The organism is Sphingobium sp. LMA1-1-1.1 (genome assembly GCF_040676365.1).
In the GTDB taxonomy this organism is placed as follows: Bacteria; Pseudomonadota; Alphaproteobacteria; order Sphingomonadales; family Sphingomonadaceae; genus Sphingobium.
The window spans coordinates 54645-79881 of the sequence record NZ_JBEGHS010000001.1; the positions used below are offsets into that span (position 1 = coordinate 54645).

The window sequence follows — 25237 nt, forward strand, 5'->3', positions numbered from 1 at the left end:
TTTGGCGCCATATTAGCCCCTGTTGACGCTGGTGGGAATCGAATTAACCGACACGTTCTCATTATGACGCAGTTGGCCCATTACGACGCAGTTGGTGGGGCGGATCGGCTCCCGCTTTGCATCCTTATTCCGATATGATGCCCGGATCGCGCTCGACCGCCATGGGCAGCCGCACGATGAAGCAGGCGCCGCTCTGCGCGTCCTGGCGGTCCGCAATGCTGATCTTGCCCTGATGCCCCTCCACGATGGAGCGGGCGATGGCGAGGCCGAGGCCCGAATGCTTGCCGAACGCTTCATTTTCCGGCCGCACGCTGTGGAACCGGCGGAAGACATGTTCGCGTTCCGATTTCGGGACGCCTGGCCCCTGGTCCTCGACGCTGACCAGCACTTCATTGTCCGCCACGGTCGCGACGATCTGGACCAGTCCGTTGTCGGGGGAGAAGGAGATCGCGTTGTCGATGAGGTTGTCGAGCACGCGGATGATCCGCTGTTCCTCGCCCAGCACCACGGCGACATTCTTGCGCGGACGGGCAAAGGCGAGGCCGACGCCGCGAGGCACGCCGCGCGCTTCGCGGGCAACGACCATCTTTTCGATCAACAGGCCAAGGTCGATCGGCTCGAAACGGGTGCGGGACAATTGCGCATCGATGCGGGACGCTTCGGCAATGTCGGTCACCAGTCGATCGAGCCGGAGCACATCGTCCTGCGCGATCGCCATCAGTTGCGCCCGCAGATCCGGCTTGTCCACCCGGTCGAGCGCATCGAGGGCGGAGCGCAGCGAGGCGATGGGGTTCTTGAGCTCATGGCTGACATCGGCGGCGAAGGCGTCAGTGGCGTCGATCCGCTGGCGCAGCGCATGGCTCATGTCGGAAAGGGCGCGGGCGAGCATGCCGATCTCGTCCCGCCGGTCGGGCAGGCGCGGCACGGTCACCTCGCGCGCCCGGCCCAGCCGTACGCGCACCGCAGCGCGGGCGAGGCGCTGAAGCGGTTGCACGATCGTGCGCGCCAGGAACAGCGACAACAGGATCGAGGCCAGCACCGCCGCCGCCAGGACCATGCCCAGACGGAAGCGCTCTGCCCGGACAGTGCGGGTGATGTCGCGGGCATTTTCGGTCGCGAGCAGGCTGGTGCCGTCCTTCACGTTGACGGCGGCCGAAATCATGAAGGTGCGATCGGGCGCATAGCGGTTCACCGCCTGTGTGTGGCCGCTACCGCGCGCCGCCACCAGTTCGGGCCAGGCCTGCGCCCGATCGACCGCCGGTTCCTCGAAATTGGGCGGCCGGTCGGCGGACACGACCCGATCGATCACCCTGTCGAGGAAGCGGGCGACATGGCGCTGCCATTCCTCCTCCTCCGGCAGGCGAAGACGATAGCGCGGCGCGTTCATGGTGAAGCTGTCCGCGATCAGCCGTCCGGCTGCGTCATAGCGGCGGACCCGGTCCTCCGTCTGCCGCGCATAGGCGGCGATCAGCGCATTCTGCCGGTCGGCCGGTGCGTTTTCCAGGCCGATGGCCAGCAGCTTCAATTCCCGCGCCGACTGCTGCAACCGGTCGTCGACGATGCGCGTGCGGTAGCTGTCCAGGTAGAAGAAGCCGCCCGCCAGCAGCGCCAGCGCGAACACATTGACCGCCAGGATGCGCGGGGTCAGGCTGATCCGGCCGGACCAGCTCCACCCGGCGCCCGCGTCATGCTTCTTCGGAGAAACGGTAGCCGGCGCCATAGAGGGTGTCGATCGCGTTGAATTCGGGGTCGACTTCGCGGAACTTGCGGCGAAGGCGCTTGATGTGGCTGTCGATGGTGCGGTCGTCGACATAGACGTCGTCCTGATAGGCGGCATCCATCAACTGGTTGCGGTTCTTGACCACGCCGGGGCGGGTGGCAAGCGTTTCCAGGATCAGGAATTCCGTGACGGTCAGGGTCACGTCGCGGCCCATCCATTTGACCCGGTGGCGGGCGGGGTCCATTTCCAGCCGGCCGCGCACGATGGGTTCGGCGACCGGCTCGTCCGGTGTGGCGTCCACCTTGCGGGCCTCCGACCGGCGCAGGATCGCCCGAATGCGCGCGATCAGCAGCCTTTGGGAGAAGGGCTTGCTGATATAATCGTCCGCCCCCATGGCAAGGCCCAGCGCCTCGTCCAGCTCATCGGCCTTGGACGTCAGGAATATGACCGGCATATGGCTTTTCTCACGCAGCCGCCGCAGCAGTTCCAGCCCGTCCATGCGGGGCATCTTGATGTCGAACACGGCCAGATCGGCCGGGTTTTCGATCAGCGCCTTCAGCGCCGCTTCCGGATCCGAATAGAGGCGTGTCAGGAAACCTTCCGTCTGCAACGCGATGGAGACGGAGGTCAGTATGTTCTTGTCGTCGTCCACCAGGGCGATGGTTGCGGTCATGCTGCGTCCCGAAAATCGTCGGCAAGAGGAATGTCCCTGCGTTAGACGAACCCGGCTGCCCCCGCAAGGAAGGTCGGCAGGGGGGTTATGCGGTGTAGTCATGGGAATTCGGGATAAATGCAGCAGGCGTGAAGTTTTCGGGGGTTTGACGCGCTTTATGCAAAGGCCTATGCCCGATGCGTCTGCAGCAGACGGCGCCAAGCGGCAGGAAGATCGCGGCGTTGGGAGGCGGACCGATAATGATATTCAGGAGTATAGGCGTGCAGGCCAAATCCCCTTTCACCCTCGATCAGCAGGGTATTTCCACCGGCGCTGTTCAATATTGGAATCTGGGTACCGCGCCGCTGGTCGAAGCCGCGCTCGCCAATGGCGAAGGCATTTTGGCCAAGGACGGCCCGCTGGTCGTAAAGACGGGCAAGCATACCGGCCGGTCGGCCAGCGACAAGTTCATCGTCAGGGACGCGGGAACCGAATCCACCGTCTGGTGGGGCAAGACCAACGTCCCCATGACGCCGGAGCATTTCGCCGCTCTCAAGTCCGACTTTTTCGCGGCGCTGGGACAGAAGGACAAGCTCTACATCGCGGACCTGTTCGGCGGATCGCAGCCCGAGCACCGCGTCAATGTGCGCATCATCAACGAATTCGCGTGGCACAACCTGTTCATCCGCACGCTGCTGGTCCGTCCGGGCGCGGATGAGCTGGCGGGCTTCATGCCTGAATATACGATCATCGACCTGCCGACCTTCCGCGCCGATCCGGCGCGCCACGGCAGCCGCAGCGAAACCGTCATCGCGGTCAACTTCACCGAGAAGCTGATCCTGATCGGCGGCACCCGCTATGCCGGCGAGATGAAGAAGTCGGTGTTCGGCATCCTCAACTATCTGCTGCCCACGCGCGGCGTGATGCCCATGCATTGTTCGGCGAATATCGGCCCGAACGGCGACACCGCCGTCTTCTTCGGCCTGTCGGGCACGGGCAAGACCACCCTGTCGGCCGATGCCAGCCGCACGCTGATCGGCGATGACGAGCATGGCTGGTCGGACACCGCCGTCTTCAATTTCGAGGGCGGCTGCTATGCCAAGATGATCAACCTGTCGGCCGAGGCCGAGCCGGAGATCTTCGCCACCACCAAGCGTTTCGGCACGGTGCTGGAAAATGTCGTGATCGACGAGGAAACGCGCGAGATCGACCTGGACGACAACAGCCTGGCCGAGAACAGCCGCGGTTCCTACCCGATCGACTTCATCCCGAACGCGTCGGAGAAGAATCTGGGGCCGGTGCCGAAGAACATCATCTTCCTGACCGCCGATGCCTATGGAGTGCTGCCGCCGATTGCGCGTCTGACGCCGGACCAGGCCATGTATCACTTCCTGTCGGGCTATACCGCGCGTGTCGCGGGGACCGAGATCGGCGTGACGGAGCCTTCGGCGACCTTCTCCACCTGTTTCGGCGCGCCCTTCATGCCGCGCCATCCGTCGGTCTACGGCAATCTGCTGAAGGAGAGGATCAACAAGGGCGGCGTCACCTGCTGGCTGGTCAATACCGGCTGGACCGGCGGCAAATATGGCGTTGGCCAGCGCATGCCGATCAAGGTGACCCGCGCGTTGCTGAACGCGGCGCTGGACGGCAGCCTCAACGATGCCGAATTCCGCACCGACCCCAATTTCGGGTTCCAGGTGCCGGTGGCGGTGCCGGGCGTCGATAAGACCATCCTCGATCCGCGGGCGACCTGGAACGACAAGGCGGCCTATGACGAGACGGCGGGCAAGCTGGTAAAGCAGTTTGTCGACAATTTCGCCCAGTTCGAAAATCATGTCGACGCCTCCGTGCGCGAGGCGGCACTGACGGCCGCCTGACAGGCGCGACCCCTTTCGAAGGAGGCCGGTGGAGAGATCTTCCGGCCTCCTTCGTTTTCGGCCAACCTCTTTCGCTTTCGATCTGCCGGCCGCAATGCTATCCTGTGGCAAATCATTGGCGGGACATGAGCTATGGCGCTTTTTGACGATTTGATCGGAAATATGGGCGGACTGGAGGCGGTGGCCGCCAGGATCGGCCTTCAGCCTGAGCAGATGCAGGCCCTGATGAGCGAAATAGGCGGCAAGATCGGGGCGGGCGAAACCGATGTCGCTGCTCTTGCGACCACGGCTGCCGAGCATGGCGTGTCGGCCGACAAATTGCAGGAACTGTTTGCGCAGTTCGGCGGACCTGAAGCGATATTATCGAAGATCGGTGGGCTGTTCGACCGGGACGGCGACGGCAATCCGCTCAACGAACTGGGCGGCCTTGCAAAGGGTCTCTTCGGCTGACAATTCGCGCGGCCTTCCCTGTCCAGGGGCCGGGATCGCGATGGTAAGCGGGCATTTTCGACCGGCTTTTGCTGCCGATGGTGAAAGCATACCCCCGATGGGGTATGCTTTTGGATAGAGAATCCCTTATAAGCTGGCCCTGGGGATGGACGTGTCGGTGTCCGAAGCAGGGGAAGTCATCATGCCGGGGGGTCTGCTGCGCGGCGCCGCCGCCATTGCCATGCTGTTGAGCGGCCAAGCGCAGGCGCATGGCCTATCTTCCTTCAGCGAGCGGATGTGGGACGGTGCGTGCACGCCCGCCTATCGTGCATTGCTTGGGCCGCGACCCGGCGATCCTTCCTGCTGTGTTCCCGGACGCCGGGCCGTGCCGCCCCTTTGCCCGCGGTCCTGAACCGAGGCGGATGGCCATCAGCTTTCGCCCCGACAAGTTTTTTTCACCTTGCCTTGGAACGCCCCAGGGGGCATTCGCGCTGCATCGCCTATTGCGAAGCTGACGCAACTGACGCTCTTGCCCAGCGACAGTCGCCCTGAATCTGGCAGGGGAAAAGGTTTGAACGACGTGACGATCGAAAAGCCGGCATTGGAACCGACCGGCGCGCTTTCCGTGGAAACCGTGCTGTCGGTGCGGCATTGGAACGAGCATCTTTTCAGCTTCCGCATCACGCGGCCGGCCAGCTTCCGCTTCCGGTCGGGCGAGTTCGTGATGATCGGGCTGCAAGGCGATAATGGCAAGCCGTTGCTGCGCGCCTATTCCGTCGCCAGCCCCGCCTGGGACGAGGAACTGGAATTCCTGTCGATCAAGGTGCAGGACGGCCCGCTGACGTCCAGGCTGCAATTGATCCAGCCGGGCGACCAGATCTATCTTGGGCGCAAGCCGACCGGGACGCTCGTCACCGACGCCTTGTTGCCCGGCAAGCGATTGTTCATGCTGTCGACCGGCACGGGCCTGGCGCCTTTCCTCAGCCTGGCGCGCGATCCGGACGTCTACGAATTTTATGAGCAGGTCGTGGTCGTGCATTCGGTGCGCCGTGTCAGCGACCTTGCCTTTCATGACGAGCTGTCAGGCAAGCTGGCGGAAGATCCGCTGGTGGCTGAGCAGGCGGCAAACCAGTTTCACTATGTGCCGACCGTGACGCGCGAACCGTTTCGGAACAATGCGCGCATCGACAAGCTGATGGAAACCGGCACCTTGTTCGAAGGCATTCCGGGCGAGGCGAGGTTCAATCCGGAAACCGACCGGATCATGATGTGCGGCAGCATGGAGATGATCAAGCAGTTCGGCGCCTATTTCGAGGAACAGGGCTTTGCCGAAGGCTCCAACGCCGCGCCGGGCGCCTATGTGATCGAGCGCGCCTTCGTAGGCTGATCGCACCGGGACGGACTTCCGTTCCGACGGACTGCAAAGGGCGGATTTCCACTTCCGGCGCTTGCGCGGCCTCCTATTGGCCGCGCGCGTGGAGGCGGTCTTGCGGCTGGCGTACGAGCAGCTCAAGAGCGCCAAGGAGCAGGCGGCGATCCGTGCTGCGGTCGAGGCGCAGCAATTTGCGGATACGGTCATTGGCGAGAGTCGCCAGCGCGCCGACGCCGACGCGCAGATGCAGGCTTCCACCGCGGCGGTCGCGCAACAGGATGCCGCAGCAGCCAATGCACGGGCCGAGGCCGCCGAGCGTGCAGCCACCATGTTTTGCGTGATGGAAAAGAGTGACCCGGAACAATCGCGGATGGCGCGCTTTTTCCACTTGCCGAATGCAAATCCGACCAGATGACAGCGAACGGCACCGCCGGTCCCCCTTCTATGGGACCGACCGGCCAGGAAATTACGGAAAGCCGAAAGTTCGCGCGGCGATCTGATCTGGATTAAGAAAATATCCGCTTTCCGCATGTCTGTTGCGCGCCGACCGCTCGGTGCAGCATGAGGGCGATGGATATTATCGTGCCGGGGTGACGATCCTTGCAACCATGCCGGACGCCGCCGGGAAGAGCCGGTTTTCCACTCCGCCTGTCGTCAGCAGTGGCTGGCACGGCTCCTGGAGGGCCCAGGCGACTGGCTGGCTGCCGAGGTTGAAGGCGCAGAGCAGCCGTTCATCCTCATGCGCGCGTTCGAAAAGGAGCAGGTCATCGGGAGCGTCCCGGAAATGGATGGCGCCCGCCCGCAATGCAAGCGACCCGTTGCGCAGCGCCAGCACCCGTCGCGTCCAGTGCAGGAGGGAATCCGGCCGCGCCTCCTGCACGTCGACGGCAAGGGCGCGATGCGTTTCCCCCATTGGCAGCCACGGCCTGGCCTCGGAAAACCCCATATAGGGCGCATCGGACCGCCATGGCATCGGCGTTCGCGCGCCATCGCGGGATAGGGTCATCGGCCAGTTGGCGATGGCTTCGGGATCCTGCAGATCTTCGAAGGCGATGTTGACCTGCGGCAGCCCCAGCTCCTCGCCATAATAAAGGAAGATATTGCCGCGCAGACAGGCCAGCAGCAGTATCTTCATCCGGCAATAGGCTTCCGCATCCAAGCCCTTGGCCCAACGCGAGACGGCGCGGGGAGCATCGTGATTTTCGAACGCCCAACTTGGCCAGCCCGCATGAGTCTGGGCTGGCCATTTGACAAGCGCCGCCCTCAGGAAATCGGCGCTCAGGTCCGGCGCATAGAGAAAATCGAAGCCATAAGCGGTGTTCAGCCGGCTATTCCCCTGGGTGAAGGTCTTCATTTCGATGTCGCTGTTTTCGCCGCCGACTTCGGCCACGGTAAAGCGGTCTTCATATTCGTCGAAGACTTTCCGGACCTTTTCCAGAAACAGCGGAATGTCGGGATGGCTCTGGCTGTATTTCTTGATCTGGAAATCAAAGGGGCGCGTGCGGACCTTGCCGTCTTCGGGGGCGGGCGGGTTGTCGCGCAGTCCCGGGTCGTGCATCGAATGGTTGATCGCGTCGATACGAAAACCGTCGACGCCCCGGTCCAGCCAGAAGCGGATGATGTCGAACACGCTTTCCTGCACCTGAGGATGATGCAGGTGCAGTTGCGGCTGCTGCGTCAGGAACTGGTGCATATAATATTGGCCGCGCCGCGCATCCCAGGTCCAGGCCGGGCCTCCGAAAACCGACTGCCAGTTGTTGGGCGGCGTTCCATCCGGCTTTGGATCGGCCCAGACATACCAGTCCGCCCTGGCATTGTCGCGGCTTGAGCGGCTTTCGACGAACCAGGGGTGCTCATCGGACGTATGCGCCCAGACCTGATCGACGATGATGCGCAGGCCCAGTTCATGCGCCCGTGCCACCAGGGCGTCGAAATCCGCAAGCGTGCCGAAGATCGGGTCGACATCGCAATAGTCCGACACGTCATAGCCGAAATCGCGCATGGGGCTCTTGAAGAAGGGAGAAAGCCAGATGGCATCCACCCCAAGCGATGCGACATAGGGCAGATGCGCGGTGATGCCCGGAAGGTCGCCTATGCCGTCACCATTGGAATCGGCGAAGCTGCGGGGATAGATCTGGTAAATGGCGGCGCCGCGCCACCAGGGCAGTTTTTTCTCCGTCATGGGGCAGGACCACTCCACGCATTGATTGCATATATTGCCTTTCTGGATGGACTGTGGCGCTTTTCATAGGGGTCTTGATCGCCGCCCGCTTGGTCCGGGGTCCGCCAGCGGCTATCCAGCCCGCTTGGAAGAGGGAGATATGCACCCGATGGAGATGTTCGAACTGGTGATCGTGATGCTGCTGGCGATCATCGTCCTGCATTATGCGGCCAACAGGCTGGGCCTGCCGCCGGCCGTCGCGCTGCTGGCCGGGGGCGCGCTGTTCGCCTTTTTGCCGGGCTTGCCGGTGATCTCGCTCGACCCGCAACTGGTGCTCGTGATCTTCCTGCCGCCGCTGTTGATGGATGGCGCCTGGTTCATCGCGCTGCGGCACCTTCGGCGGCATATGTTCGGCATAATGGCGCTTGCCCTGGGGGCGGTGGTCTTCACCACGGTCGTCGTGGCCGTGGTTGCGCACTGGCTGGTGCCGGGCCTGCCCTGGGCAGCCTGCGCGGCCCTGGGCGCCATTGTCTCGCCGCCTGACGCCGTGTCCGCCCGCGCCGTGTTGCAGCGTGTCCATCTGCCCCGCCGCCTCTCCATCCTGCTGGAAGGGGAAAGCCTGTTCAACGACGCCACGGGGCTGGTGCTCTTCCGCTTCGCTATAGCTGCGGTAGCCACTGGCGCCTTCAGCATGGTCGACGCCTTGCAGAGCTTCGTCATCCTGGCCGCGGGCGGCGCGCTGATCGGCATCGCCGTCGGTGCGCTCTGGGTGCTGGCGGTCAAGCGGCTGGACGACAAATATCTGATGATCGCTTCCTCGCTGCTGGCGCCATGGGCATCCTATCTGCTGGCGGAATCCATCCATGTCTCGGGCGTGATCGCGACGGTCACCACCGGCCTTATCTGCGGCTGGTACCAGCATGTCGTCTTCCCTGCCATGGTCAGGATGAACGGCACGGCCTTCTGGGCGGTGATGATCTTCCTGATGGAGGCCTTTGTGTTCCTCCTCATCGGATCGTCGCTGCGCGACGTGATCGAACGCGTGGGCGGTTTCGGGGTGGTGCTGGACGAGATGGCATTGCCTGTCCTGGCGATCCTGGCGGCGCTGACCGTCGCCCGTTTCCTCTGGGTTTTCGGATCGGACGCGGTGATCGCCGGGCTGAGGGCGACCGGCCTGTGCGGTTATCGCCCTATGGGGTTCCGGGCGGCCACCATATTGAGCTGGGCGGGGATGCGCGGGGTGGTGACGCTGGCCGTGGCGCTCAGCGTCCCGGCGGACTTCCCCGGCCGCGACTTCATCCTGACGGCGTCTTTCGCTGTCATCATCGGCACCGTGCTGCTGCAGGGAACGACGCTGGGCGCCGTGATCCGGCTGGTGAAGCTGGAGGAACCGGAAAGCGACCGCCCGCGCATGACGATGAGCGAGGCCGAAGCCGCCATAGCACAGGCGCAGGTCGGCGTCGTGGAGCGGCACGCCTATGATGCGGAGGGCACGCTGCTTCATCCAAGGCTGCTCGAACGGTATCGGCGCCATGCCGAATTGTCGGCCGACTATGCCGGGCAAGAGGAACAGTTTTCGGAGACGCTCCACGCTCATTTCGATCTGGTGCTGAAGGCGATCGCCGCGGGTCGGGCGGAATTGCTGCGCCTCCACCGGACCGGAGAGATTGACGAAAAGACGCTTCAGGAACTGGAGCGCGACCTGGACCTGGAGGAACTGAGCGCTCTTTCGGCCAAGGCATGACCTGCCGGAGCCTGGCCTCATGGCATAGGGTGGGCACATTCCCATAAGCGCCGCGCGGCTGCATCGTCCGTCGCCCGCATCTTTCCGGCTCGTCCCTTGCGCGCCCGATTGACAGGACGCGTCATCGGGACGAAAAGAACAAATAGGGAACATTATATGGCTGAGTCGGTGAAGACCCTTGCTGCCCTCAGGCGGCATATCGCATCGCTGGAGAGCGTTCCAGCCGCGCAGCCGCATGCGCGCGTGGAAACCGGATATGCCCCGCTCGACCAGGCGCTGGATGGAGGTTTGGCGCGGGGCCGGGTGCATGAATTCTTCGCCGCGACGGAGGAAATGGCGGCGGCGGCAGGCCTGGCCTCCATCCTCGCGAGGTTGGCGGCAGGAGAAGCGCCTTTGCTCTGGCTGCGCACGGCGGCGGCCGGTCGATCCGGAGGGATGCTCTATGGCCCCGGATTGGCGGCATTGGGCATTGATCCGTCGCGGCTGCTGATCGGCATGATGGCCGATGATGCCATGCTGTTGCGGGCGGCGGTCGATGCGCTGCGTTGCCCCGCCTTGGGATCGCTGGTGGTGGAATTGCGCGGTCCGGCGCCTTTGCTCGACCTGACGGCCAGCCGACGGCTGGCGCTGGCGGCGGAGGCATCCGGCGTCACGGCCTTCATGCTGCGCGTGGGCGGCGACCCAGTGCCCAGCGCAGCGGACACGCGCTGGCGCGTGGCGGCGGCGCCCTCACCGACCTTGCCGGGAGGCGGGCCGGGAAGAAGCGCCTTCGACCTGTATCTGATGCGGCGGCGGGCGGGGCGGGATGGGCTTGGCTGGCGGCTGGTCTGGAACAATGGCCTGGGCATGTTTGAACAGAGTGGAGGTGGGCGCGATGAACGCCATGACCTTGGAAAGGGCGCTTGGGAACAGGATGCCTGGGAACGGAATGGCAGCGGGCAGGATGCAGGCGGAAAGGACGGCGCAGGACGAGATCGGCAGGCGCCGCTATCTGGCGCTGTGGTTCCCGTTCCTGCCGATCGACCGGCTGCGGATCGCGCGGCCTGATCTCTGGACGGCGCAGGGCGAAGGGCCGGGCGTCGTCGTTGAGCAGGTGCGCGGCGCGATGCGGCTCGCGACGCTCGACGCGGATGCCCTGGCACTGGGCCTGACGCCCGGCATGACGCTGGCCGATGCGCGTGCGCGCGAGCCCGATCTGCGCGTGTTCGATGCCGATCCCCATGGCGATCAGGATTGGCTGGAGCGGCTGTGCGACGGTTGCGCCCGCTATACGCCGGTGGCGGCGCTGGATTCGCCCTTCGGCCTGATGCTCGACATTACCGGCTGTGCGCATCTCTGGGGCGGTGAGGAGATGTTGGCGCGCGAAGCGACAAAACGGCTGGAGCGCCATGGCATGCGGGTGCGTCATGCCCTTGCCGGAACGGCGGAGGGTGCGCACGCCCTGTGCCGTTTTCCGGTCGGGGCGACGGCGGATGAGGATGCGGCGCTGCGACGCCTGCCGGTGGAGGCATTGCGGCTGGAGGAGGGAAGCGCGGTGGCGCTGCGTCGCGCGGGGCTTCGTACCGTGGGCGATCTGGCAGCGCGACCGGCGGCGGTGCTGGCGTCGCGCTTCGGCGAGGAGGCTGTGGATGCGCTGAATAACCTGCTCGGCCTTGGCCGGCGGCCGCTCGCGCCCCGGCAGTTGCGCCCGGCGATCCGGATCGAGCGGCGTTTTGCCGAACCCATGGGCAGCACCGCCTTTGCCCTCAGGACGCTGGAGGAGATGGCGGCCGAGGCGGGGGATCGCCTTAGCGAACGCGGCCAGGGGGGGCGGCGCTTCGAGGCGCTGTTCTTTCGCAGCGATGGCCTTGCCTTTCCATTGCGGGTGGAAACGGGCCTGCCGGTGCGCGATGCGCCTGCGATCATGCGATTGGTGCAGGAACGGATCGATGCGCTGTCCGATCCGCTCGATCCCGGTTTCGGTTTCGACATGTTGCGCCTCACGGTGCCGCAGACAGAACCGATGGCGCCGACGCAACTGGCGCTGGAGGGTGGAGAAGCACGTCGCGAGGAAAGCGTCTCCGCCCTGGTCGACCGGCTGTCGATCAGGGCGGGCCGGGCGCGCATCCAGCGGCTTCATCCGAGGGACAGCCATATCCCCGAACAGGCCCAGCTTGCACTGCCCGCAGTGGAAAGCCGGGCGCCCATGAACTGGCCGCAAGGCGCGCAGGAGGAGCCGCCCATGCGCCCGCTCCATCTATTCGATCCGCCCCAGCCGATCGATGTGGTGGCAGAGGTGCCCGACGGCCCGCCCCATCGTTTCCGGTGGCGCAAGGTATTGCATGAAGTGACGCGCTATGAAGGCCCCGAACGCATCGCGCCCCAGTGGTGGACCGCCAGCGATGGCGCGCTGGGAGGCGAAAGCGTGGGGCTGACCCGCGATTATTACCGGGTCGAGGATGCGCGTGGACGGCGTTACTGGATTTTTCGTCATGGACTTTACGGCGCCGAGGCAGAGCATCCCGGCTGGTACATCCATGGCCTGTTCGCATGAAACGGCATGGCAAGGGGCCTGATCCGTCCAGGCCCAGATCAATCGACAGGCGCGAACGGAATGCGCTGGAAGCCGGGCGGGAAAAGGGGCGGCGCAAATCGCGCGGCGAGCCTCCGCCGGTCGAGCCGGAGGCGCCGCCCTTTGCCGAGTTGGTGGCGGCCACCAATTTCTCCTTCCTGCGCGGCGCATCCCATCCGCAGGACATGGTGACATGCGCTATTGCCCAGGGGCTTGAAGGGTTGGGAATAGCCGACCGCAATAGCGTCGCCGGAGTAGTTCGCGCCCATGTCGCGCGCAAGCATTGGCCCGAACGGATGCGCGCCGGCTTGCTGGAGGCGCGCAAGGAAGCGGGACAGCCGCTGGAACTCGATGCAGAGGAGGAGCGCGCCTGCCGGACCGACCTGCGGCTGATCGTCGGCGCCAGGCTGGTCTTCGTGGACGGCACGCCGGACATCGTCGCCTATCCGGCGACGCGGCGGGGCTGGGGCGAACTCACCAAATTGCTGACCGTCGGCAATCTCCGATCGGTGAAGGGCGATTGCATCCTGCGTTATGAGGATCTGACGGCTTATCTGGATGACCTGCTGCTGATCGTGATGCCTGGCTCGACCGCGACCCGGCAGACCGCGCATCGCCAGCCGGTGAAATATGATTATGACGACCGGCCGTCGAAGGAAGCGATCAGACAGGGTCATCTCAGCCTCGTGCCGCCGCCTGCTCCGTCCGACCTGGAAGGATTGCTGGCCCGATTGTCGCGCCTTGCCCCGCGCCGGGTCTGGCTGGCGGCGGCATTGCGCCGGGACGGACGGGACGCGCGGCGGCTGGCGCAGTTCAAGGCTTTGTCCGTGGCGACGGGCGTACCATTGCTGGCGACCATGGACGCGCTCTATGCCGGCGCGGCGCAGCGCCCCTTGCAGGATGTGCTGAGCTGTATCCGCGAAGGCACCGGCATCGCCAAGGCAGGACGCTTGCTGGAGGCGAATGCGGAAAGGCATATCCATAGTCCCGCCGAAATGGCCCATCTGTTTCGCGATTGCCCCGAGGCGGTGGCGGAAAGCATAGGGTTCCTGAACCGGGTGCATTTCACGCTGGATCAGCTTTCCTACGAATATCCCCATGAGCCCGTGCCGGAAGGATGGACGGCGCAGCAATGGCTGGAGGAATTGACCTGGTCCGCCGCTCACGCCCGCTATGGCGCGCGTCTTCCCCGGAAGGCGCGCCAGTTGCTGGAAGAAGAGTTCGGTCTCATCGCCAAGCGCAACTATGCCTATTATTTCCTGACCGTGCATGACATCGTCGCCTTCGCCCGGACGAAGGGAATCCTTTGCCAGGGACGCGGATCGGCGGCGAACAGCATGGTGTGCTTCCTGCTGGGCGTGACGTCCATCGACCCTCTCAGGCACGATCTGCTCTTTTCGCGCTTCGTATCCGAAGAACGCAATGAACCGCCCGACATCGACGTCGATTTCGAGCATGAGCGGCGCGAGGAGGTCATGCAATATATCTATGAACGCTATGGCCGCCATCGTGCCGGGATCGCCGCGACCGTCATCCATTACCGTTCGCGCAGCGCCGTGCGGGAAGTGGCGAAGGTGCTGGGCCTTAGCGAGGATGTAGCCGCCCGCCTCTCCAGCACGGTCTGGGGCAGCTATTCCAGCGACATGAACGATGCGCGGATCGTGGAGGCGGGCTTCGCGCTCGACAATCCGCAGATCGCGCAGTTGAAGGCGATCGTCGACCAATTGCTGTCCCAGCCTTTTCCGCGTCATCTCTCGCAGCATGTGGGGGGATTCGTGCTGACGCAGAACCGGCTCGACGAGACGGTGCCGCTGCACCATGCGGCGATGGAGGATCGCAGTTTCATCGAATGGGACAAGGATGACATCGACGCCCTTGGTCTGATGAAGGTCGACGTGCTGGCGCTGGGGATGCTGAGCTGCATCCGCCGGGCGTTCGACCTGATGCGGGAACAGGGGCTGGGCGACCATCAGCTGACGGTCGATCTCGATGCGCAGGATGAGGCCGTCTACGACATGCTGTGCAAGGGCGACAGCATCGGCGTCTTTCAGGTCGAAAGCCGGGCGCAGATCAACATGCTGCCGCGCCTGAAGCCGCGTTCGATCTATGACCTGACCGTGCAGGTGGCGATCGTCCGCCCCGGACCGATCGAGGGCAATATGGTCCATCCCTATCTGCGGCGACGATGCGGGGATGAGAAGGTCAGCTATCCGCGACCGTCGCCGCATCATGGGCCAGCCGATGAGCTGGAGAAACTGCTTGGCGAGACCTATGGCGTGCCGCTGTTCCAGGAGCAGGCGATGAAGCTTGCCATCGTTGCGGCGGATTTCACCCCGACGGAAGCCGATGCCCTGCGCCGCGCCATGGCGACATTCCGCAATGTCGGCACCATTCACCATTTTCGCGAGAAGATGATCAGGGGCATGGTGAAGCGGGGTTATGAAGCGGAATTCGCGGAACGCTGCTTCAGGCAGATCGAGGGTTTTGGCAGCTACGGCTTTCCCGAAAGCCATGCGTTGTCCTTCGCGCGGCTGGTCTATGTGTCGGCCTGGATCAAATGTCATCAGCCCGCGGTGTTCGCCTGCGCGCTGCTCAATTCGCAGCCCATGGGCTTTTACGCTCCCGCCCAGATCGTGCGGGATGCGCGGGATCATGGCGTCACCGTGCATGATGTCGATGTGAATATGAGCGGGTGGGACAATGCGCTCGAACCGCTGCTGCGGTCGCGGGACAGCGGGCGGGGCGAGGGGGAGGGACGGGCTCTGGCGCTGCGTCTGGGACTGCGTCAGGTGGATGGTTTTCGACAGGATTGGGCGAAGCAACTGGTCGCGGCGCGGAAGGAAGGGCTGTTTTCCACCATGGAAGAACTGGCGCGGCGCGCGGGATTGCCGGCACGGGCGTTGCGGTTGCTGGCAGATGCCGATGCCTGCCGGTCGCTGGGACGGGACCGGCGGGCCGCCCTCTGGGAAGCGCGGCGGACGCCCGCGAATGAACTGCCCCTGTTTGCCGCCGCCAAGGCGCAGGAATTGGGGGAAGAGCCGGATGCGATGCTGCCCGCCATGGCTCTGTCCGAACATGTCGAGGCCGATTATCTGGTGACGCGCCTGTCGCTCAAGGGGCATCCGATGCAATTCCTGCGCCCGGTCTTCGCGGCGGAGGGGGTGCTGAGCTGTGCCCGGACTTCGGCGGCGAAGAACGGGACGCTGGTGAAGACCGCCGGTGTGGTGCTGGTGCGGCAGCGGCCGGGCAAGGGCAATGCGGTCTTCATCACCATCGAGGATGAGACGGGGATCACCAATGTCCTGCTGTGGGCACGGCTGTTCGAACTGCAGCGGCGCCCGGTCATGGCGTCGCGACTGATGCTGGTCGAAGGGGAAGTGCAGCGCAGCAAGGAAGGCGTGGTCCACCTGATGGCTTCCCGCGTGCACGACCGGACTGCGGAATTGTCGCGGCTTTCTCAAACCGATGTGCAGGAACCTTCCCGCATGCGCCACGATCACGCCCGCGGACATCCGCGCGATGTTCGGATATTGCCGCAATCGCGCGATTTTCATTGAGGGGTGGCTGTCGCAACAGGCCACAGGAATGCGCCACGGCACTTCTGCTTCTTTCCGCCCAAGAAGTATCAACTCCTTGAGTTTATTGGTGACCCCTACGGGAATCGAACCCGTGTTTCAGCCGTGAAAGGGCCGCGTCCTAGACCGCTAGACGAAGGGGCCACAGCAGGTTCGCTTGGGCGTCGCTGCGAAGCGAGGCGGGCATTAGGCGGTGGCTCCGGAACGGTCAACCCCCTTTTCGTCATGAAAATGACGCAGGGCAAAAAATTGCCGATCCGCTGCTCAATCGGCCCAGGCGGCATCCTCCAGATGCAGTTCGGCGGCGGGGCGCGGCCCCCAATCGTCGATCTTCGCCCGGCCCGCGATCCACAGGCGCCGGTCGCGGGGCGCGCCAAGAATGGCCTGACCCAGATCGGATTCCGCCTGGCGGAAGGCGATGGTCTTGATCGAGCGGCCGTCATCGCCCGCCATGATGGCGCGCAAATGTCCGTTGCCGACGATGTCCGCCTTTACCACCCGCATCGGTCCGGACGCGATGAGCGGTGCAGGCCATCCCGCGCCATAGGGACCGCCGGCGTCGATGGCGGCGACGAAGTCCGGATTGACGCCCGCAGGCGCCAGCACGGCGTCGATCAGCAACGCGCGGTCGTCCCGCGCCCTCGCCACCGCATTGGCAAGGCGCTCGTCGAGAAAGTCGGCCAGCGCATCGATCTTGTCCGCCGCGACCGTCAGGCCGGCAGCCATGGCATGGCCGCCGCCCGCGACCAGCAGGCCGCTGTCCTTCGCCGCCAGGACCGCCGCGCCCAGGTCGACGCCGGAGATGGAGCGGCCCGATCCCTTGCCGGTCCCATCCTCATCGATGGCGACGACGATGGCGGGACGTCTGGCCTTCTCCTTGATGCGTCCTGCGACTATGCCGATCACGCCGGGATGCCAGCCTGCGCCCGACACCAGCGCCACCGCCCGATTGCCCTGCGCGGCAAGACGCTCTTCCGCCTCCGCCTGCACGGCCGCCTCTATGACCCGGCGTTCCTCGTTGAGCTGGTCCAGTTCCCGGGCGATGCTGGCTGCCTCCGCCGGGTCTTCGGTGGTGAGCAGCCGCACGCCCAGATCCGCCTTGCCCACGCGTCCGCCGGCGTTGATGCGGGGGCCAAGCGCGAAGCCCAGATCATGGCAAAGCGGCGCCCGCGTCAGGCGGCTGGCGTCGATCAGGGCGGAAAGGCCGATATTGCGGCGCTTCGCCATGATCTTGAGGCCCTGCGCGACGAATGCGCGGTTGAGCCCCTTCAGTTGCGCCACGTCCGCCACCGTGCCGAGCGCGACGATGTCGAGCAGTTCCATCAACGGCGGCTCGGCGCGCTGGGCGAACCAGCCGCGCCCGCGCAGCACGCGGATCAACGCCGCACCAAGGAGGAAGGCGACGCCCACCGCCGCCAGATGACCATGCGCTGCTGCTTCTTCCGCTTCGTCAAGGCGATTGGGGTTCACCAGCGCCAACGCTTCGGGCAGGGCGGCGGCACATTTATGATGGTCGACGACGACGACATCGACGCCCGCCGATTTGGCCATGGCAAGCGCGTCGAACGCCTGCGCGCCGCAGTCCACCGTGACGATCAGCGTCGCGCCCTCTCGCGCCAGCCTGACGAGCGCCTCGCCGGATGGGCCATAGCCTTCCATCAGCCGGTCGGGGATATAGGGTCGCGCCGCAAGTCCCAGATCGCGCAGCAGGCGGATCAGCAGCGCTGCGCTGGTCGCGCCGTCCACGTCATAATCGCCGAAGATGCGCACATCCTCGCCGCGCACCACCGCATCGGCCAGCCGTTCGGCGGCGGCGTCCATGTCGCGGAACAGGCTGGGGTCGGGCATGAAATGGCGGATGGTGGGGTTGCGATGCGCCTCTACCGCATCGCGCGGGCAGCCGCGCGCCAGCAGCAATTGCGTGACCAGATCATCCGGGCGATAGCCGGGATCGCGCCCGTCGCCATTGCCCCCGCGCCACCGCCAGGGCTGGCCAAGGATAGAACGGGTGATGTTGAGCGCGATGGTCATGCGGCCGGTCTAGACCGGTTGGGATTCGGAGGGAAGCACCCCTCTTCATGACGCGGGCGGAACTTTGGCAACCCGCTGCGCGTATTGGCTGTTCCCGCCCTGCATGGGCGAAGGGCAAAAGGGGCAAAGCGGTTTCCATGGGTTCAAGGCAGAAGCGGGTCCGGCGAGCCTTGGGTCTGATGATGATGGCGTCCTCTTCCCTCCCACTGATGGCGCAGACGCCGCCTCTGTCGCAACAGCAGGAAGAACCGATCCTGCCCGATAGCGAGTTCGAGGCGCGCCTGCCCGGCGTGGAAGAGGTCCCCGCTGACAAAAGCGCGCCTTTGCCCTCGATCGATCAGTGGATCGATGAACAGATGCCGGCAGCCGGCGCTGCGCAGCAATTGCCTCCGCCGACCGAACCGCAGGAGGAGCGTGAACTGGCGCAGCCGCTGCCCCCGCTCGACAGCGTGCAGGTTCCGGTACAGGTCGCGACCGACAACAGCCCTGATGAAAAGACGCAGGCGGTACGTTATTCGGTCGTGGTGGATGGCTTCGGCAAGACGGGTCTGGAGCCGGCGTTTCGCGATTCTTCCGCCCTGATCGATGGCGACGGCAAGGCTGATACGGCGGCCATGGTGCAGGCCCGCGCCCATGAGGATGAGGCGCTGGCCGTACGGCTGCTCTATTCGGAAGGCTATTATGACGCGACCGCGCTCGCATCGCTCGACCAGGCGAATGACGGGGCGTTGAAGGCGGTCATCTCGGTTACGCCGGGCAAGCGCTACCGGATCGGGGACATTGTGATCAATGCCGGGCAGACCGTGCCGCCTGGCCTGATCCGCGACAGCCTGCCGCTCAGGACCGGCGATTATATCGTCGCGGCCGCGGTCGAGGGGGCGGAGGCCAATGTCGGCGTCAAGCTGCCGGAAAATGGCTATCCCTTCGCCAAGCTGGGGCAGCGGGACATATTGCTCGATCCCGCAACCACGACGGGAGACTATACCCTGCCGGTGGAGACGGGACCGCGCGGATCGTTCCGGGGGATCACCACCACGGGCGAAAGGCAGGCGTTCGGCGCCGATCATATGAAGGTCATCAGCCGGTTCAAGCCGGGCGAGCTCTACGACAGCCGCAAGGTGGACGACCTGCGCCGGGCGCTGGTGGCGACGGGGTTGTTTTCCAGCATCTCGGTCGATCCGGTCAGGACGAACGAGCCGGGGCCCGACGGCACCGAATATGTCGACCTGACGGTCGCGCAGGAAGCAGGCAAGCCGCGCACGCTGGCGGGCGAGCTGGGCTATGGCACGGGCCAGGGCTTCCGCGCCGAGGGAAGCTGGACCCATCGCAACCTCTTCCCGCCCGAGGGCGCGCTGATCGCCAGCGTGATCGCCGGAACGCAGGAACAGGGCGCGTCGGGCACCTTCCGCCGTTCCAATGCGGGCAAGCGCGACAAGACCTTCCAGGCTGGCGTCACGCTCAACCACCAGAATTACGATGCCTATGAAGCCTATACGGCGGGCCTCAACATCGGCTGGTCGCGCCAGTCGACACCGATCTTCCAGAAGCGCTGGACCTACAGCTATGGCGCTGAAGTCCTGCTGACCAACGAACAGGTGGTTGTCGATCCGGCGACGGCGGACAAGGTGCGGCGGACCTATTTCATCGGCGGCCTGCCGCTGCAGCTCGGTTATGACAGGTCCAACGACCTGCTCAATCCCACACGGGGGTTCCGCGCCAATCTGCGGGCCGAACCGGAGGGATCGTTGCAGGGCAGCTTTTCGCCCTATCTGCGCGCGACTTTCGACCTCACCGGCTATTATCCCTTGTCGGACAGCCTGGTGATCGCCGCGCGCACGCGCGTCGGCACCATCAGCGGGGTGAACCGGGATGACGTCGCGCCTTCCCGGCGCATCTATGCGGGCGGCGGCGGGTCGGTTCGCGGCTATGGCTATCAGGAACTGGGGCCCAAGGACGCGAACAACGACCCCATAGGCGGCCGGTCCGTCAATGAGTTCGCGGTCGAGGGCCGCTACCGCTTCGGCGATTATGGCGTGGTCGCCTTCGTCGATGCGGGCCAGGTCTATGAAAGCTCCATGCCGCAATTTTCCAACATCCGTTACGGCGCGGGCGTGGGCGGGCGCTTCTACACCAATTTCGGACCCTTCCGCGCCGACATAGCCATGCCGATCAACCGGCAGCCGGGCGAGTCCAAATTCGCGCTCTACATTGGCATCGGGCAGGCATTCTGATGGTTGAGGAAACCCCGACCGTCGTCGTCAGTCGCCCGCTGTGGCAGAAGATCCTCCTGTGGGTCGTCGGACTGGTCGCAGCCCTCGTCCTGCTGGTGGCCGGGCTGCTGCTGTTCCTGAACAGCCAGCCGGGCAAGGCCTTCCTGATCCGTCAGATCGCCGGGCTGAAGCTGGAATCCGGCATGGGCATATCGGTCGGCCGGATCGAGGGGTCGATCTACAGTGACATGGTGATCCATGACCTGGTGCTGCGCGACCCGAAGGGGCCGTTCGCCGCATCCCCGCGCGTCCATATGGTGTGGAGTCCCTTTCGCTACATCAACAACCATATTTCGGTGCGGCTGCTGGAAAGCCCGCTGGTGGTGCTGGCGCGCAGTCCGCAGTTCAACCTGACGCAGAGCGACCCCAATGCGCCGATCCTGCCGGACCTCGACATCGATGTCGACCGGCTGAAGATCGCAAGGTTCCTCGTCGCCAGGCCAGTGATCGGCCAGAAGCGGGAGATTGCGATCGACGGCGTGACTCATATCGCCGACGGCCGGGCCATAGTGTCGGCCAATGCGGTGGTGGACAGCGGTGACCGTCTTCAGGCCAGGCTGGACGCCGTGCCCGCGCAAAATCGCCTGTCCATGAAGGGTATGCTGACCGCGCCCAGGGGCGGCGTGATCGCGGCGATGAGCGGCCTTACCGACGGCTTCACCGCGACGCTGGACGGGAAGGGCACCTGGCAGGCGTGGAACGGGCGGCTGGTCGCAACGTCGGGCAAAGGCGAGCTGGCGAATGTCGCGCTTGCCGCCCGCGACGGCAATTTCACGGCGAAGGGACCGCTGCGGCCGGGACTGGTCTTCGCCGGGACGGTCGATCGGCTGACGGTGCCCGCGCTCGACCTGGACGTGTTCGCGGGACTGAACCAGCGGCGCGTGAACCTCAAGGGTTCATTGAAATCCCGCGCCTTGTCCGCCACCGCGCAGGGTCTGGTCGACCTGGGCCAAAGTCGGTTCAGCGCGCTCAGGATCGACGCCGCCCTGCTCACGCCCGGCGCGATCATGGAGAAGGTGAGGGGCCGGGACGTGCGCGCTTCGGTGATCCTGGACGGGCCGATGGCGACGCCCTTCATCGATTATGACGTCACGGCGAAGGAGATTGCCTTCGACGCCACGGGCATCGAAAACCTGAAGTCCAGCGGGCGCGCGGTGATCGATGCGGACCGCATCCGCATTCCGGTAAGCGCCACCGCCAGCCGCGTCACCGGCCTCAATGCGGCGGCGGGCGGCCTGCTCAACAATCTGCGTGTGAAGGGCGATTTCGCCTATGCCGCGGGCAAGCTCATCAGCGACAATCTGAAGATCGACAGCGACCGGGTGGACGCCACGGCCATCGTTCTGGCGGACATGGACAATGCCATCTATCGCGGCGCGCTCAAGGGCCGGGTCAACGACTACAGGATCGACGGGGTCGGCATCGTCAATCTCAACACCGATGTGAAACTGGTTCCAGGGCCCAAGGGCGGCTTCGGCCTGTCCGGCCGTTTCGGCGTGCGCACGGCGCGCTGGGACAATGCATCGGTTCGCGATTTCCTGGGCGGCAATGCCATTGCTTCCGGCACCATCGGCATGACGCCGGAGGGCAGGTTCACGCTCAACGGCTTGAAGGGCGCAGCGCCCAACTTCCGGATCCACAGCGGTTCGGGCAGCTATGACACCGACGGTCGGATCGCCTTCGACGCCAGGGCGACATCGAACCAATATGGGCCGCTGGCGCTGACCGTGCGCGGCACGATGGAGCGGCCCAATGCCGTGCTCCGCGCCGCAAGGCCCAATGTCGGCGTGCAACTTCATGACGTGGTGGCGAAATTGAATGGCGAGGCGGAGGGCTATCGGCTCGAAGCGACCGGCGGGTCGGCCTATGGCCCGTTCTTCGCCAATGTGCTGATCCATACCGCCAGGGGGCCGCTCACCATCGACATAGCCAAGGCGCGCTTCGCCGGTATCGACATGAACGGTCGCGTGCAGCAGAGCGCCGCCGGTCCCTTCACCGGGCAGCTTGCCATGAACGGTTCCGGCGTGACCGGCGCGGTTCGCCTGACGGCGGTGGGCAAGGCGCAGGGCGCGCAGTTGAACGCCACCGCCAGCAATGCCAAACTGCCGGGCGAAGCGGATGTCGTGATCGGCCGGGCGTTGATCACGGCGAACATGGTGCTGGCCGACCAGCCGCAGATCACCGCCGATGTGCAGATGGCGAATGCGGCCTATGGCGATTATGTCGTGCGCAAGGCGCGGGCGCGGGTCGACTATCGCGGCGGGCGCGGACGGGCGCAACTGGTGGCGGACGGATCGACCGGCGTGCCTTTCTCCATCGCGATGAATGCCGCGCTGCGACCCACCCTCTATGCCGTCGCGCTGGAGGGGCGGGCGAGCAACGTCCCCTTCCGCTTCGCCCGGCCGGCGATCATCCGCGTCGAGAAAGCCGGATATCGTCTTGACCCGGCGACGCTGGTGCTGCCGCAGGGGCGCGTCGACCTGGCCGGGCATTTCGGCCAGCAAATGGCGATGCAGGCGCGGTTCAAGGATTTTGACCTGGCCGTCGTCAACATGGCCTCGCCGGGACTGGGGATTGGCGGGAAAGCGACCGGCACGCTGGATTTCGCGCAGAATGGGTCCGCCTTCCCGACCGCGACCACGCGCCTTGCGATCACCGACTTCCGCCGGTCCAGCCTGACCGCCGTTTCCGATCCAGTATCCATGGCGATCGAAGGCAAGCTGTCGAGCGCGGGCGGGGACATGCGTGGACTTATCCGGCGGGGCAATGCGACGCTTGGGCGCTTCGTCGCGACCCTGGCGCCGCCGGGACCGGGCGCCGGCTGGGCGGAGCAGCTTGCGTCCGCGCCCCTGGGCGGCGGCATTCGCTATGCCGGGCCGGCCGATGTGCTCTTCTCCTTCGCGGGCTTGGCCGACCAGCAGTTGACCGGGCCGATCGCGGTCGCGGCGGATTTTGGCGGACGGCTGACCGCGCCCAGCCTCAACGGCATCGTCCGCGCCAATGCGCTGAGTTATGAAAATGAGACGTTCGGGACGCGCGTCACGCAGATGCGGCTGGACGGGCGCTTCACCAATGACCGGCTGGACCTGCGCGATTTTTCCGGGCGGGCGGGCGAAGGCACGGTGCAGGCCAGCGGCACGGTGGGACTGGCGGCGGAAAGCGGCTATCCGATAAACATCGCCGTGAAGCTGAACCGCGCCCGCCTGGCGCGCAGTGAGGCGATCACCAGCGTCGTCAGCGGCACGCTCTCCATCACCAACGGCCCGACCACTGGCGGCCTGATAAAGGGCGACCTGTCGCTTCCCGAAACCCGTTATCGCGTCGCCTGGCAGGGGGGCAGCGACATCCGGCAGTTGACAGGCGTGCGCCGCAAGGGCGAGGGGACCGACCTGCTGGACCGCCGCGTGGCGGCACGGCAGGCGGCCGCCAAACCGACGGCGTGGAATCTGGACGTGCGCGTGCGGGCCGATAACGAAATCTACGTGACCGGCATGGGGCTCGATTCCGAATGGAAGACGAACATGCGCGTCACCGGCACGGCGACCGATCCGCGCGTGGTCGGCAAGATAGAGGTTATACGCGGCCGTTACAGCTTCTCAGGCCATCAGTTCGATCTGGAGCAGGGCGTCATCACCTTCAACGGGCCGATGATGAACCCGACACTGGCGATCCGCGCCGAAACGCGGATCGATGATGTGACGGCGGGCATCGCCGTGGGCGGTTCGGCGCAGCGGCCCGACATCGCCTTCGTTTCCACGCCGACGCTGCCGCAGGACGAGATATTGGCGCGGATCCTGTTCGGGGACAATGTGGCGAATCTGTCAGCCACCCAGGCGATCCAGTTGGCGGCGGCACTCAATGGGCTGCGCGGCGGCGGCGGCGGACTCAATCCGATGGGCAAGCTGCAAAATGCGTCGGGCGTGGACCGCATCGGCATTGTCGGTGGGGATGAGGCGACCGGGCGCGGCACGTCGCTCGCGGTCGGGCAGCATATCTCCAACAACATCTATGTGGAGGTGATCACCGATCCCAAGGGCTTCACCGCCACCCAGCTCGAAATCTCCCTGTCCAAGACGCTCAGCCTGTTGTCGAAGACAGGCACGAATGCGGGATCATCGGCCAATTTACGCTATTCGAAGGATTATTGATGCCGTTTCAGGGTCGGGTGCGGCTGGATCAGCCTTCCACGGCTGGTCATGGCATGACCGGTCGGCTCAGCGCGTGCCTGCATTGTCCGCCGCCGCCGGAACCGCGGCGCCCTCGGGCGTCTGGGCCTTGGACGCGAAGATTCGCAGGCTGTCGAGCGTCTTTTCCGCCATGGTCTGATATTGCTCGCTCAGCATTTCGGGATAGACGAAGCTGGCCGTGACGATCGAACCGTCCGGCTGTTGAATCATGCGCAGCGCGACATTGTTGCCTTCGCCGTCATTGGCTGTCCCGCGATACTCCCTGTCGCCGATATAATCGCCGCTCACCCCTTCGGAGCCCTCGCTCACGGTCGAGACGATCTGTTGCAGTGTCTGGTCGCCGTCCTTCTTCTGCCAGAAGATGCGGACGTCCGCGCCTGCGCCGGGATCCTGGTAGACGACGCCGTCCGCATTGCTGGAAGCCGCATCCTTCTGCCAGCCTTCCGGGAAGGTGATGGAGAAGCCCCGTTCGACATTGACGTAATTGCGCGATTCGGGCGTGTCCGCCTTCGCCTCGGCCATCGCCTTGGCGGCGGCGGCATTGGCGGCGGCGGCGAGTTGGTCCTGGCTCGGCAGATCCTCCACCGGTTCCGCGCGGCCGCAGGCGACCAGCAGGAGCAGGGGCAGGACGAGCGACGAGGTGGCGGCGAGGGTGGCGCTTTTCATCG

At 65.2% G+C, this 25237-nt stretch carries 15 protein-coding genes and 1 tRNA gene; 10 read left to right on the forward strand and 6 right to left on the reverse strand.

Going from position 1 to position 25237, the window contains the following annotated elements; genetic code table 11:
- Positions 1-124 precede the first annotated feature (124 nt).
- Both MRBLMA1_RS00335 and MRBLMA1_RS00340 read right to left on the reverse strand, forming a co-directional pair.
- Positions 125-1720, reverse strand: a complete 1596-nt coding sequence (locus tag MRBLMA1_RS00335; protein ID WP_363734445.1) for a stimulus-sensing domain-containing protein — start codon at positions 1718-1720, stop codon at positions 125-127.
- Positions 1686-2393 (reverse strand): response regulator transcription factor, encoded by a 708-nt coding sequence (locus MRBLMA1_RS00340; RefSeq protein ID WP_363734446.1) that lies wholly within the window; start codon positions 2391-2393, stop codon positions 1686-1688. The genes MRBLMA1_RS00335 and MRBLMA1_RS00340 overlap by 35 nt, the downstream gene beginning before the upstream one ends.
- Positions 2394-2653: 260 nt before the next feature.
- Here MRBLMA1_RS00340 and MRBLMA1_RS00345 point away from each other — a divergent pair, with 260 nt between their 5' ends.
- From MRBLMA1_RS00345 to MRBLMA1_RS00360, 4 genes are all read left to right on the forward strand, one after another.
- Positions 2654-4249 carry a phosphoenolpyruvate carboxykinase gene (locus tag MRBLMA1_RS00345; RefSeq protein ID WP_363734447.1) on the forward strand — a complete coding sequence of 532 codons (1596 nt, stop codon included), beginning with the start codon at positions 2654-2656 and terminating at the stop codon, positions 4247-4249.
- A gap of 132 nt (positions 4250-4381) precedes the next feature.
- Positions 4382-4699, forward strand: a complete 318-nt coding sequence (locus MRBLMA1_RS00350; protein ID WP_133654826.1) for a hypothetical protein — start codon at positions 4382-4384, stop codon at positions 4697-4699.
- Between the two features lie 550 nt (positions 4700-5249).
- On the forward strand, positions 5250-6065 hold the full coding sequence (locus MRBLMA1_RS00355) for a ferredoxin--NADP reductase (RefSeq protein WP_363734448.1): 816 nt from the start codon (positions 5250-5252) through the stop codon (positions 6063-6065).
- 100 nt (positions 6066-6165) lie between these two features.
- Positions 6166-6465, forward strand: a complete 300-nt coding sequence (locus MRBLMA1_RS00360; protein ID WP_363734449.1) for a hypothetical protein — start codon at positions 6166-6168, stop codon at positions 6463-6465.
- A 162-nt stretch (positions 6466-6627) separates the two neighbouring features.
- Here MRBLMA1_RS00360 and MRBLMA1_RS00365 read toward each other — a convergent pair whose 3' ends face one another.
- Positions 6628-8232: an alpha-amylase family glycosyl hydrolase gene (locus tag MRBLMA1_RS00365; protein WP_363734450.1), complete on the reverse strand. Its 1605-nt coding sequence runs from the start codon at positions 8230-8232 to the stop codon at positions 6628-6630.
- A gap of 139 nt (positions 8233-8371) precedes the next feature.
- Between MRBLMA1_RS00365 and MRBLMA1_RS00370 the strand changes: the two genes are divergently transcribed.
- From MRBLMA1_RS00370 to MRBLMA1_RS00385, 4 genes are all read left to right on the forward strand, one after another.
- The gene (locus MRBLMA1_RS00370) at positions 8372-9955 is read left to right on the forward strand and encodes a Na+/H+ antiporter (protein ID WP_363734451.1); all 1584 of its coding nucleotides are present in this window, start codon (positions 8372-8374) and stop codon (positions 9953-9955) included.
- A 156-nt stretch (positions 9956-10111) separates the two neighbouring features.
- The gene (locus MRBLMA1_RS00375) at positions 10112-11002 is read left to right on the forward strand and encodes an ImuA family protein (protein WP_363734452.1); all 891 of its coding nucleotides are present in this window, start codon (positions 10112-10114) and stop codon (positions 11000-11002) included.
- Positions 10899-12488, forward strand: a complete 1590-nt coding sequence (locus MRBLMA1_RS00380; RefSeq protein WP_363735351.1) for a Y-family DNA polymerase — start codon at positions 10899-10901, stop codon at positions 12486-12488. Before MRBLMA1_RS00375 ends, MRBLMA1_RS00380 begins: the two co-directional genes overlap by 104 nt.
- The gene (locus tag MRBLMA1_RS00385) at positions 12485-16063 is read left to right on the forward strand and encodes an error-prone DNA polymerase (protein ID WP_363734453.1); all 3579 of its coding nucleotides are present in this window, start codon (positions 12485-12487) and stop codon (positions 16061-16063) included. The genes MRBLMA1_RS00380 and MRBLMA1_RS00385 overlap by 4 nt, the downstream gene beginning before the upstream one ends.
- 86 nt (positions 16064-16149) lie before the next feature.
- On the opposite strand, the gene MRBLMA1_RS00390 is transcribed toward MRBLMA1_RS00385, so the two are convergent.
- Together MRBLMA1_RS00390 and recJ are read right to left on the reverse strand one after the other, a co-directional pair.
- Positions 16150-16225, reverse strand: a tRNA-Glu gene (locus tag MRBLMA1_RS00390).
- Positions 16226-16345: 120 nt separating this feature from the next.
- Entirely contained in the window at positions 16346-18112 is a 1767-nt protein-coding gene (gene recJ / locus MRBLMA1_RS00395; RefSeq protein WP_363734454.1) for a single-stranded-DNA-specific exonuclease RecJ, read from the reverse strand.
- A 137-nt stretch (positions 18113-18249) separates the two neighbouring features.
- On the opposite strand from recJ, the gene MRBLMA1_RS00400 reads away from it, so the two are divergent.
- Positions 18250-20343, forward strand: a complete 2094-nt coding sequence (locus MRBLMA1_RS00400; protein ID WP_363734455.1) for an autotransporter assembly complex protein TamA — start codon at positions 18250-18252, stop codon at positions 20341-20343.
- Positions 20343-24530, forward strand: a complete 4188-nt coding sequence (locus MRBLMA1_RS00405; RefSeq protein WP_363734456.1) for a translocation/assembly module TamB domain-containing protein — start codon at positions 20343-20345, stop codon at positions 24528-24530. Before MRBLMA1_RS00400 ends, MRBLMA1_RS00405 begins: the two co-directional genes overlap by 1 nt.
- 66 nt (positions 24531-24596) lie before the next feature.
- Here the strand turns inward: MRBLMA1_RS00405 and MRBLMA1_RS00410 are convergent, their stop codons facing one another.
- The gene (locus MRBLMA1_RS00410) at positions 24597-25235 is read right to left on the reverse strand and encodes a hypothetical protein (protein ID WP_363734457.1); all 639 of its coding nucleotides are present in this window, start codon (positions 25233-25235) and stop codon (positions 24597-24599) included.
- Between the last annotated feature and the right edge of the window lie 2 nt (positions 25236-25237).

Coding starts and splice junctions, on each gene's coding strand:
- MRBLMA1_RS00335 (WP_363734445.1), bottom strand. CDS start 1,720: ATGGCGCCGGCTACCGTTTCTCCGAAGAAGCATGACGCGGGCGCCGGG.
- MRBLMA1_RS00340 (WP_363734446.1), bottom strand. CDS start 2,393: ATGACCGCAACCATCGCCCTGGTGGACGACGACAAGAACATACTGACC.
- MRBLMA1_RS00350 (WP_133654826.1), top strand. CDS start 4,382: ATGGCGCTTTTTGACGATTTGATCGGAAATATGGGCGGACTGGAGGCG.
- MRBLMA1_RS00365 (WP_363734450.1), bottom strand. CDS start 8,232: ATGACGGAGAAAAAACTGCCCTGGTGGCGCGGCGCCGCCATTTACCAG.
- MRBLMA1_RS00370 (WP_363734451.1), top strand. CDS start 8,372: ATGCACCCGATGGAGATGTTCGAACTGGTGATCGTGATGCTGCTGGCG.
- MRBLMA1_RS00375 (WP_363734452.1), top strand. CDS start 10,112: ATGGCTGAGTCGGTGAAGACCCTTGCTGCCCTCAGGCGGCATATCGCA.
- MRBLMA1_RS00380 (WP_363735351.1), top strand. CDS start 10,899: ATGCAGGCGGAAAGGACGGCGCAGGACGAGATCGGCAGGCGCCGCTAT.
- MRBLMA1_RS00385 (WP_363734453.1), top strand. CDS start 12,485: ATGAAACGGCATGGCAAGGGGCCTGATCCGTCCAGGCCCAGATCAATC.
- recJ (WP_363734454.1), bottom strand. CDS start 18,112: ATGACCATCGCGCTCAACATCACCCGTTCTATCCTTGGCCAGCCCTGG.
- MRBLMA1_RS00400 (WP_363734455.1), top strand. CDS start 18,250: ATGGGTTCAAGGCAGAAGCGGGTCCGGCGAGCCTTGGGTCTGATGATG.
- MRBLMA1_RS00405 (WP_363734456.1), top strand. CDS start 20,343: ATGGTTGAGGAAACCCCGACCGTCGTCGTCAGTCGCCCGCTGTGGCAG.
- MRBLMA1_RS00410 (WP_363734457.1), bottom strand. CDS start 25,235: ATGAAAAGCGCCACCCTCGCCGCCACCTCGTCGCTCGTCCTGCCCCTG.